This is a genomic window from Acidobacteriota bacterium, assembly GCA_022562055.1.
Taxonomy (GTDB): Bacteria; Actinomycetota; Acidimicrobiia; order Spongiisociales; family UBA5794; genus BMS3BBIN02.
Genome location: JADFQA010000062.1, coordinates 1 through 9,990, shown reverse-complemented (window position 1 = coordinate 9,990; position 9,990 = coordinate 1). Strand labels below are relative to the sequence as shown.

Here is a 9,990-nt window from a genome sequence, read left to right as displayed (position 1 = left end):
CGGTTTCGGTTTACAAGTCGAGGGGTATTTGGCCGGGGAAGTAGATCGCGAATTGGTGGAGGGCCCTGGGCCATTCTTTGATCGGGTAGGTCCATTTCTTCTCAGCGTTGCGTAACGCCAGCCACAGCAGCTTCATGGCGGCGTCTTCGGTTGGGAAATGACCCCTTGTTTTAATGATCTTGCGGAGCTGCCGGTTCACTGCTTCGATCGAGTTCGTGGTGTACACAATTTTGCGGATCGGTTCGGGGAACGCCAGGAACGGTATGAAGAGCTCCCACCGGGCCCGCCACGACTCCGAAATCATTGGATACCTGTCACCCCAGGTGTCTTCGAACGCGACGAGTGCTGATACAGCTACCTCTTCAGTGGCGGCCTGATACACCGGTTTAAGGTCCCGGGCTACGGCTCTGCGGTCTTTGTAAGACACATGTTTGAGACTGTTACGGATCAGATGCACCACACACGTCTGGATCCAAGCGTCACCGTACACAGCTTCGATTGCTTCAGGTAAGGCGGTCAACCCGTCACAGCACACCACACAGATCGACTCGACACCACGGTTCTTGATGTCGTTGAAGATCTTGAGCCAAAACTTTGCTGACTCGCCGCCTTTCCCAATCCATAGGCCCAGGGCCTCTTTACGGCCCTCAATGTTGAGTCCCAAAACCAGATACGCAGGCCGGTTACGGACCACCCCATCGGTGCGGATCTTGACAACAAGGGCGTCGACCCACACGATCGGGTAACACGGATCCAGGGGCCGGTTCTGCCACACCTTGACATCGTCAAGGACCGCGTCGGTGACCCGGGTCAAGAAATCCTTCGATATCTCAACACCGTAAATATCGGCGAGGTGGCCCTGAATCTCGCTGTAGGTCATCCCCCCGGCGTACATTGAGATGATCTTGTCATCAAACCCGTCGAAATGGGTTTGACCCTTGGTAACGATCTGTGGCTGAAACGACCCGTTACGGTCCCGGGGCATCGCCACAGGCACCGCACCGTGATCTGTTAACAACGTCTTAGACGTCGTCCCGTTACGCGAGTTCCCCGACCCCCACCCCACCGGATCACCTTTCTCGTAACCCAAAGGGTCCGTCAACTCGGAACCAGCCGCGGTTTCAACCAGACGACTGAACAGCTCCTTCAACAACCCATCAGGACCTATCAGGTCCTCCGGGCGTTCATAATCAGCTAACAACTCGTCCAACAACTCCTGCGAAATATTTTTCATAAGCGTCCTTCCTCAGAGCCGGCAACGCCAGCCCCAGTTCTAGTCGCCTCTTACACAAAATGCCGGACAGTCCCTCATCCGCAGCCACGCCACCCGACACGACCCGGCCAAAGAACACGGCGCCTTTGCGAACCCCGCCGGACGGCCCCGACGCATCAACGCCGCGCCCTAACAGTGTCACACGCGTACCGGAGTCAAAACCGTCGCACGGGTACCGGAACTTGACAGGCGGTGGTGGTCGGTACCCGCATCGCGGCATGACGCGCGAAGCCGAAACGAGCAACATCCGAACGCACCCGTGTATCTTCAGATGGGAGCCACCACTGAGTTTCACGGAGATCAAAAGTGACCGAAAGTAAAACGCTCGAGTTCAAGGAGTCCCTCAATCCGGAGAACCTACACGATCGTCTGAAACTGGTACGAGAGATTGTTGGTATGGCGAACACCAACGGTGGTCGCATTCGCATCGGTGTCGCTGACGACGGGACGGTCGTAGGCGTAGAGGGTGACGAAGCTGATAAGTGGGATCCAGCGACGATCGGTGACCTGCTCGATCGCTTCCTCAATCCCGACCACCTCGAGATCGATCTGCGACTCACCTCGGACGGTTGTCCCGAGGGTCGCGTTGTCGTGGACGTGATCGTACCGAAGGCGGCCAACCCACCGTTAGTGCTCTGTAGGGACGGCAACCATGGGAATGGAGCCCAACTGGTGTTCCACAAGAACGCTGTGCTCGTCAGGCACAATACGAAGGTTGAGACGGCAAGACGGTCGGATTACCTCCGATGGCGCGAGGATCAACGAAATCGAATTCTCCAACAGTTCCAGATGGTCGTTTCGGCTCCCGAGAGTGCTCACCTGCGAATGGTGGACAGTGGAGAAGTGCGAGATGAACCAAGCTACTTTCTATCACGATCCGTCGATCTGTTCAGGCAGCGTCGCGAGAAGTTGCTCGATGGCGACGACCTCCTGTATCTCTTCGTCAACCGAGATGCGCTCGATCTGACCAATAGTGACGCATGCGAGCTCCTTGTACAGAGCGGTCTGCGACGACGGGCGACCCTTTTCTTCTGGCTGGCGCTGTGCAGCTGCACAGCTGCCGGTGTCGCCGACGTGCTCACATCCGCGTTGAGCATGTCGGATAGGGACAAGTCAGACATGGCAGGGGTTGTCCCACTCGTTGCTGCCCTGTACCTCACTGCGGACGAGTATGCCGATCTGATCGAGCGCATGGAGGCCTCAAGCTACGCGCACATCCGGCAGGCGGCGGTGGAATTCTCCGACTTGAGAGCGGCGAGCCGTGCCATTGATGAACGTCGAGCGAGCATGGTGGATGGTCGTGCTTTGTCGGACTTCGGCGACGATGAGTTGCTCGCTGAGGCGAGCGCTCTCGCAGTATCCGGTGGCCGTTCGAGGGTCTCGCGTAGGATGCCGAATCTCGGTCTTGAGTTGCTCACACGGCGTCTGGAAGGTGCTGCTTAGGATCGGGTTGGTGAGCTCCGCACATGCCGACGTTTCGTGGACCTGCCACGTTCGGCGCGAGCGCCGAGATCTAACATGACGCGAAGGCTGAGGATTGGAGTCGCGACGGTCCACCGTCTGCGTACATGGTATCGGACGAGTGTGCGGCCGTTCTTGGAGCGAAGGGCGATGTGTCCTCGGTTCGAGTCTGGTCTGGGCGTAGCGAAGTCACCGAGCGGCCATGACAGTGTTGATGAACCGAATTGTTGCCTGGAGGGTCTCGGGCCGGCGGTCGATGTGGGGGGAGTGGCGGCAGTCTTTCAGTTCTCGGCGTTCTACCGGACCGCAGACTGCGGAGTCGATTGTGTCGAGTTGGGCGAACGTGCCGTATTCGTCGTCGTGGCCTTGGATCAGGAGGACCGGGCACTCGATCGTGGGCAGGTACTCGGTGATGTCCCAGTCCAAGAACGCCGGGTCGAGCCATATGTCGTTCCAGCCACGGAACGTCGCGACGGGGTCTCGGTGATAGCGGCCCATCCGGTCAGCAAGATCAGTAGTGGCGAACCGCTCCTTCGCCGCCTCGATCGCGGCGATCGCTATCGGTTCGACGAAGACATGGGGTGCCAGCGCAACGATCCCCGCAACGGGGTGACCCGCCCCGGCATGGATGAGGGCGATCGACGCCCCATCGGAATGACCGACCAGGATCGGGCGCTCAATACCGAACTCGGCGAGCACCTCAGGGAGTATCACCAGCGCCTCATGGTGCATGAAGTTGACACTCCGAGGCACGGTGAACGCATCCGAAAAGCCGTATCCGTAGCGGCTGTACACCAGCCCGGGCCGCCCCGTCGCCGCGACAACGTCCGCCGGGAAACCCCGCCACAGGTCAATGCTCCCCAGCCCCTCGTGCAAGAAGACGACCCATGGCGCCTCCCCCTCAGGGTTGAGCACGTCATATTCAATATCGTGGCCGGTCACATGGATCGTCGAGCGCATGGCGAGCAGGCTACCGGATACCGATCCAGTGGCTTGCGGACGTTGCGGCGGGCGCTCGCTCAGGCTGCCGATACGGTGTCGATTGCGAGACGGTCAGCGGCATCAAATGCCGGATGCGCGACTCGACTCGCGTCAATGTGCCCTAGACGCGCAGCGGCCCCGGGACGATGAATCATCGCCGATCCGGGGCTTACTTCTGACGAGGGCACGTAGCGCCTCGACTGCCGATAACACTGTCGGTCATTGATGGCACTCTGTCAACAACAATCGGCTGCCGGCTGCGGGCACAGTGACCTTCGTGCCACTATCTCGCCCGTCGACATACCCAGCGCTGGAATCGTGTCGCTCCGGAACCGGCCTAGGGGGATTCGTCTTCTTGAATACGGTGCGTCGGTCCTACACCAGCCTCGTTGACGGCACGGTGTCTGTGGCGGCGGGAGTGTGCCCGCTCCGCGCGCTCCTCGATCCGGGTCTTTCGATCGCGGCGGTCACCATGTATCGAGTCCGCCGGTTGCTCGGACACAGGGGGCTATCGTTGAGAGGCAGAATCCTTGGGACGGTGTACTAGTGTCGATTTGGTGGACTCTGTCGTATTCTGACTCAGGTCGATCAGGTGGAGGATGTCGTGAAATCATTGGTGAGAGGTCTTGCCAGCGCGGTGAGAAGGGTGCCGTGGGTCGTCGTTGGCGTGACAGTCGTGTTGACCATGGTCTTCGGTTCGTTGGCATCTCAGTTTCTGCCTGCTGAGGATCAGAACGAGGCATTTGCCCCGAACGCCCCAGAATTATCAGCTTCAACGTTCATCTCAGAGACGTTCGGCTCTGTCGCAAGCATGCAGGTGTTGACCTCTTCCTCGACGGGTGACGTGATTACGCTTGACGCCCTGAACGCGGTGTTCGCTCTCGATGAAAGTGTTCGGGCGAGCGATGCTGCGCAGTATCTTGCTGATTCACAAGAGTTCTCTGCGGTTCTGAGCCATCTCGCCCCTGTGCAGTTCGCTCTTCAGGCAGGCGCTGAGTATCCGACCTCGGACTCTGAGGTGAAGGCACTTTACGTCGGGGGATTTGGGGAGCTCCCTGTGGAGTTTCAGGCGTTCATGACGGCGTTGGTATCCGAGGACGCGAACTTCGAGACCGCCACCGCCGAGTATGGGTTGACTGCGATCTCGTATGTCTCGAGCGACGACTTTGATGAGTCAGCGAGGCGGGCTGTGGCTGTCGCGGACGCTGTGTCAATCGCCCAGACGTCGGAGTCGATAGCGATGGATCCGTTTAGCCAGGAGCTGATCTTCGGATCCTCAGATGACTTTCAGCAAGAGATCCTCCGGCTGTTCGCATCGGCAGGGCTCATCATCCTGCTTGTCCTGGCCAGCGTGTTTATGGTGCGCACCGGTTCTGTCCGAGATCGTGGGCTGTTCGTTGTCGGGATTGTTCTGATGGTCATTGGCGCGAGTATCTCGATCGCTCCGGGTCTCGCGCTGCTGTTCCCCGACGTACTGCCCGCATCGTGGGCCGACGCCGGGTTGGGTCCGGTGCTGCTCACCGCCTTGATGTTCTACGTCGCGGCGTTTCTCCTATGGACGGTTGGGAGTCGACGGATCCGCAGAACGGTCGCCGATACGTTGCTGACGTTCCTTACGATCGGCCTGGTCATTCAGTGGATGAACGGATATGGGTATCTACGTTTCGAGGAACAATCACAGATGGTTCAGATCCTGCCGATTCTCCTCATCGGTCTCGGCGTCGACTACGCGATCCACATGACCTCGCGTTACCGCCAGGAACTCCACGACGGCAAGACCGTCGACGCAGCGATTTCTACGGCAATCAGGACTGTCGGTGTTGCGCTTGTTCTCGCGACTCTGACGACAGCGGTCGGATTCCTTACCAATATTACGAACGACCTCCCTGCACTTGCAGAGTTCGGTGAGCTCGCGGCTGTGGGCATCGCGTTCTCGTTCCTGCTGATGTTGACGTTCATGCCCGCTGTGCGCGAATTGTTAGACCGACGGGCGGAGAGACACCACCGACTGGACACGGATGGTCTCGCTGTCGGCGAGGCGCGGGCTCTGCCAAAGATCGTCGGGAGGGCTGCGGTGTTACCTCAGAAGTTCGCAGCCGTCACAATTGTGGTGGCTTTGCTATTCACGGGCCTGGGTGCCTACGCGATGACGGGGTTATCCACCAAGTTCTCGTTTCTGGACTTCGTCCCGACGACTTCGCCTCTTCGCGATACTGCCATAACGCTGAGCGACCGCTTCGACTTTCCAGAGTCGACGTCGGTACTGGTGAGCGGTGACGTCGCCACTGGCGCTGCGTGGAACACGATGTTTGAAAGCTATTCGGCCGCGCCTGCCATATCTCATGTGCGATCGATTGACGTGCCAGGCGTCGGAGAGTTCCCAACAGGGACGTCGTTTATTGGCGTGATGCTCGCCTTGATGGATCCCGACGGAGAAATGCACGACGTTGCGACCGCGGCGGCCGCTGCGGACGCCGGGTTTGGACAGGATCGAACTTTCCCGTCAAACGCAGATCTCACGTTGGTGTACGACGCCGCAGTCGCCAGCCAGTCAGTCGTCATGGATGGTGTGCTGGCCGCAGACGAGTCTGGTTATTCGGCAGCGTTGTTCAGGTTTGATACGGTCGCTGGAGAGGAGAGTGCTGCCAATCTTGCGGAAGACTTGAACAGCGTGTTCTCTGGCGGCCAGCAGGCCGGGTTGGAGTCTGTTGCGACATCGAGCTTCATCATCTCAGACCTGGTTGTGACTTCGCTTCGTGACTCGCAACTGTCGTCGCTGTTGCTCACTCTCGGAGCTGCGTTCCTTCTGCTGGTGATCAACTTCTGGTTCGAGTTACGTCGACCGATGCTTGGGCTTATCACCACCGTGCCTGTCGCGATGGTTGTCGTGTGGACCTTCGGGATCATGGCGACCCTCAACATCCCGTTTGGGCCGGTTACCGCAATGATCTCTGCAATTGGAATTGGCATCGGCATCCCATACATGATTCACGTCACGCACCGGTACCTTGAGGAACGTCTTGAACAGCCGAATGAGGACGCTGCCATCGCGCACACGCTCACGCACACCGGTGGCGCGTTGGGTGGATCAGCGATCACCACAGTCTTGGGCTTCGGCATTCTCATGACATCTACAACGATCCCGTTCCGCCAGTTCGGATTCGTGCTTGCGTACACCATCCTTCTCGCCTTCCTTGCTGCCGTGCTGGTGTTACCTTCGATGCTCATTGTCTGGGATCGGTGGCACAGGTCACGTGGCGACGCGGTCCTCGACGCCGTCGACTCGAACGTTGTCATCGGTGAGTAGAGGTCGCCCGCTTGCGCAATGGAATTAGATGATTGGACACTCCGAGACATGCTGAGATACCCCGGGTAATTCGATGGCGGGGGTAGTTGACGAGGTCGGCTCGAGTCGAAGTTAAGAGCCGGGCTGATCCGCTATCGGGCTAGGGAACGAGTGTCTTCATGACAGCTAATGTCGCTCTCCCTGCGGTCTCTGCTGCGGAGGCGCCCTTGTTGTTCTTGGCGTGAGACGAGTATCGCCTTCAACCCATGCTTCCCACACACCCTGACGTGCGTGACACGCCAACCGTCGTGCTCGCCCGGATACGATCGCGAGCTTACGCCTCGGTAAAGCCGTCCCGACTAGCTGCGCGACGGCTAGCTGAGCAGCGCTCGCTGGTACGCTTCGACTTGAGCATCCGATATCCAGCCAACGAAGCAGAGAGAGTTCCCCATGATGAGAGATTTGACCGGCATCACTGTTGCCATCACGGGGGCCAGCTCAGGGATCGGAGCAGCGTCGGCGCGCGCATTGGTGGCCGAGGGAGCTTCCGTCGTGCTCGGTGCGCGTCGCGTCGATCGGCTCGATAAGCTCGCTTCCGAGCTTGGATCGAACGCGGTCGTCTTGGAGATGGACGTCCGAGATCCCGCTGATTCGCAACGACTCGTTGATGCGGCGTACGCGAGATTCGGTCGTCTGGACGCTCTCGTGGTCAACGCCGGGGTCGGTGCGTACGGTGGCATCATGGACCTCAGCGATGAAGAGATCAATCTGATGATCGATACGAACGTCGCGGGAACCATCTGGCCGATTCGCGCCGCGGTCCCGCGGTTCCTCGAAGCGGGTGGCGGTGACATCGTCATTGTGGCCTCAGTGGCGGGGCTGCGCGGAGCCGGTGATGAGGCTGTGTATGCCGCGACGAAGTTCGCCCAGGTGGGCCTCGCCGGTGGCCTCGACAGGGAGCTGCGCGGATCCAGCATACGCGTGAGCACGCTCTGTCCGGGAGGCACGGCCACAGAATTTGCCATGGGCTCAGGTCGCACTCCCGACATGCCGGGACTGGCGGACATGATGAGTGCCGACGATGTGGCCGCCGCTGTAGTCATGGTCCTGATGCAACCCACGTCGATGCGCACCCTGGTCTGGTCCATGCGTAGCGTCAAGGAAGACGACTAGAAAACAAGCGACCGACCACGATCGAGGTTCTGCGGTGTCAGCGCGGTTCAAGTCTGGGAAACCCGCAGATCCGCGCGATTGGCAAGTGAGATGTGTTGACTGTCTGGCTTGCGGCGGCGAGTCTGTCTCTGTGCAGATCGTTGTTGGGCGCGGAGACAATGCGGCCTTCCGTGAATGAGATGGGCTGCCGATTCTGCGACAGACCACTCGTGTCCCGAGTCATGGTTCCGTGCTGATCTCCCCGAGCCGTCGGCGCACTTGAGGCCTTCCCAGTAAGGACGAATGGCCGAGCAAGGAGGCACACCACAGCCGTATCAGAAGTTGCCTCAAGGCTGAGGACATGCGCTTGTTATGAGGATCGGCGGCGTGGTTACCCCTGTTGGGGCGCAGGTTGCATTGTGTCACTTGCCAGCTCGACGATGGCGGGTTCTTGCGGGGGAGCGCTCGGGAGTGTCAGTGTGAACACGGTCACGCCCGCAGCGTGCCGGTATTGAAGGTCGCCACCCATGAGTAGTGCCAGATCTCGCGATACGGTGAGCCCGAGGCCCATCGTTTGTTCCGCTCTGTGTGCGCCACCGCCCTGCACATACGGTTCGAAGATGTGATCTTGCAGGCCTTGGGAAACACCAGGGCCATCGTCCGAGACGGCGAGGGCGCACTGTGATTCGGCGCTGTAGAGGTCGATCCATGTTTCGGATCCGCCGTAGCGCTTGGTATTGGTTATCAGGTTTCGGATGATCTGCCGTATCCGTAGCGGATCGCCAAGCGCTGGGCGGGTGCTCCCGCGGACGGCGATCCGCCGGCTTGGGTCGAGTTTCATTGTTGCCAGTACCGCGCGTGCCTCTGTGGCAAGGTCGATGAACTGCTTTTGCACCGCGAGTCCACCGCTGTTCAACTGTGCCGCGACCAGGAGGTCTTCGATGATGTCAGTGACCTCCTCGGCTTCCGACTCGATCGTCTGGAGAGCCTCTGCCTTCTCGCTGGCGTCGAGGGTGACGAACTCATCTTGAAGCACCTTCGACCACCCCAGGATCGAAGTGAGTGGAGTTCGTATCTCGTGGCTGATGGCGGCAAGAAACTGATCCTTGGCCTCGTAGGAGCGATCAAGCGCATTCGAGATGACAACCACAAGTGCCACGGTGTGACCGCCAAAGATGGCGTAAGCAACTGCCGTGATCACCCCAGGTGACACCGCCGCCGTCAGCGGCGTGACATCGAATCCAACGAGTGCCACCGCTGTCCAGGCCATGGCGTAACCCATGATCCACCAGGCACGTTTCCAGGGGAGCATAAGTGCAGGCATGACCAGCATGTAGATGAATGGCGCCCCGATTCCCGCCGGTCTGAGTTGCACCACCACCATCGCGACCCCGACCAGGGTCACGTCGAGGAACATTGCAGGCATCGGCGCAAGGCCCGGATTCCGGAGGCGACGATAGGTGTCCGCCATCGCGACTCCAGCGAGCGCCGCGGTGATGTAGCCGCCCCACCAACCCCATAACACTCCCAGGACCGCAGCAGCGACAAGCGTGGACGAGCCCGTGACCAGACGAAACCGGTGCCACACCCTTGTCAAGTCCGGCACGTATACCAGACCCTGAGCCATCGCGGGCGTCGCCAGTGATTCAGTATTCCTGAGTTTCACGAACGCTAGCCAACCTTCCTTCGCGGTGCCGTCGCATCACCCTTGTAGTCCCCTCGTGCATCTGTCGGCATTCACCTGCAAAATTTCACAATCCGGTGGCAGGGACTCCGGCGCACCGCCCAACCCCACGCCCATCCGCTCATCCGCCCAGGGTTTCGAGGTCCGTCATGA

At 59.7% G+C, this 9,990-nt stretch carries 7 protein-coding genes; 4 read left to right on the top strand and 3 right to left on the bottom strand.

The window, feature by feature from the left end; all coding sequences use genetic code 11:
* Window positions 1–10 precede the first annotated feature (10 nt).
* On the bottom strand, window positions 11–1,234 hold the full coding sequence (locus IIC71_14725; GenBank protein ID MCH7670434.1) for an IS256 family transposase: 1,224 nt from the start codon (window positions 1,232–1,234) through the stop codon (window positions 11–13).
* A 345-nt stretch (window positions 1,235–1,579) separates the two neighbouring features.
* Between IIC71_14725 and IIC71_14720 the strand changes: the two genes are divergently transcribed.
* The gene (locus IIC71_14720; GenBank protein ID MCH7670433.1) at window positions 1,580–2,716 is read left to right on the top strand and encodes an ATP-binding protein; all 1,137 of its coding nucleotides are present in this window, start codon (window positions 1,580–1,582) and stop codon (window positions 2,714–2,716) included.
* 207 nt (window positions 2,717–2,923) lie between these two features.
* Here IIC71_14720 and IIC71_14715 read toward each other — a convergent pair whose 3' ends face one another.
* On the bottom strand, window positions 2,924–3,694 hold the full coding sequence (locus tag IIC71_14715) for an alpha/beta hydrolase (GenBank protein ID MCH7670432.1): 771 nt from the start codon (window positions 3,692–3,694) through the stop codon (window positions 2,924–2,926).
* A gap of 376 nt (window positions 3,695–4,070) precedes the next feature.
* Between IIC71_14715 and IIC71_14710 the strand changes: the two genes are divergently transcribed.
* The 3 genes from IIC71_14710 to IIC71_14700 all read left to right on the top strand — a co-directional run bounded on the left by IIC71_14710 (window position 4,071) and on the right by IIC71_14700 (window position 8,174).
* The gene (locus IIC71_14710; protein ID MCH7670431.1) at window positions 4,071–4,262 is read left to right on the top strand and encodes a hypothetical protein; all 192 of its coding nucleotides are present in this window, start codon (window positions 4,071–4,073) and stop codon (window positions 4,260–4,262) included.
* A gap of 57 nt (window positions 4,263–4,319) precedes the next feature.
* Complete coding sequence (locus tag IIC71_14705) at window positions 4,320–7,022, top strand: MMPL family transporter (protein ID MCH7670430.1); 2,703 nt, start codon at window positions 4,320–4,322, stop codon at window positions 7,020–7,022.
* Window positions 7,023–7,454: 432 nt separating this feature from the next.
* Entirely contained in the window at window positions 7,455–8,174 is a 720-nt protein-coding gene (locus tag IIC71_14700) for an SDR family oxidoreductase (GenBank protein ID MCH7670429.1), read from the top strand.
* Between the two features lie 370 nt (window positions 8,175–8,544).
* On the opposite strand, the gene IIC71_14695 is transcribed toward IIC71_14700, so the two are convergent.
* Window positions 8,545–9,819, bottom strand: a complete 1,275-nt coding sequence (locus IIC71_14695) for a HAMP domain-containing histidine kinase (GenBank protein MCH7670428.1) — start codon at window positions 9,817–9,819, stop codon at window positions 8,545–8,547.
* Window positions 9,820–9,990 lie beyond the last annotated feature (171 nt).

Coding starts and splice junctions, on each gene's coding strand:
- IIC71_14725 (MCH7670434.1), bottom strand. CDS start 1,234: ATGAAAAATATTTCGCAGGAGTTGTTGGACGAGTTGTTAGCTGATTAT.
- IIC71_14715 (MCH7670432.1), bottom strand. CDS start 3,694: ATGCGCTCGACGATCCATGTGACCGGCCACGATATTGAATATGACGTG.
- IIC71_14700 (MCH7670429.1), top strand. CDS start 7,455: ATGAGAGATTTGACCGGCATCACTGTTGCCATCACGGGGGCCAGCTCA.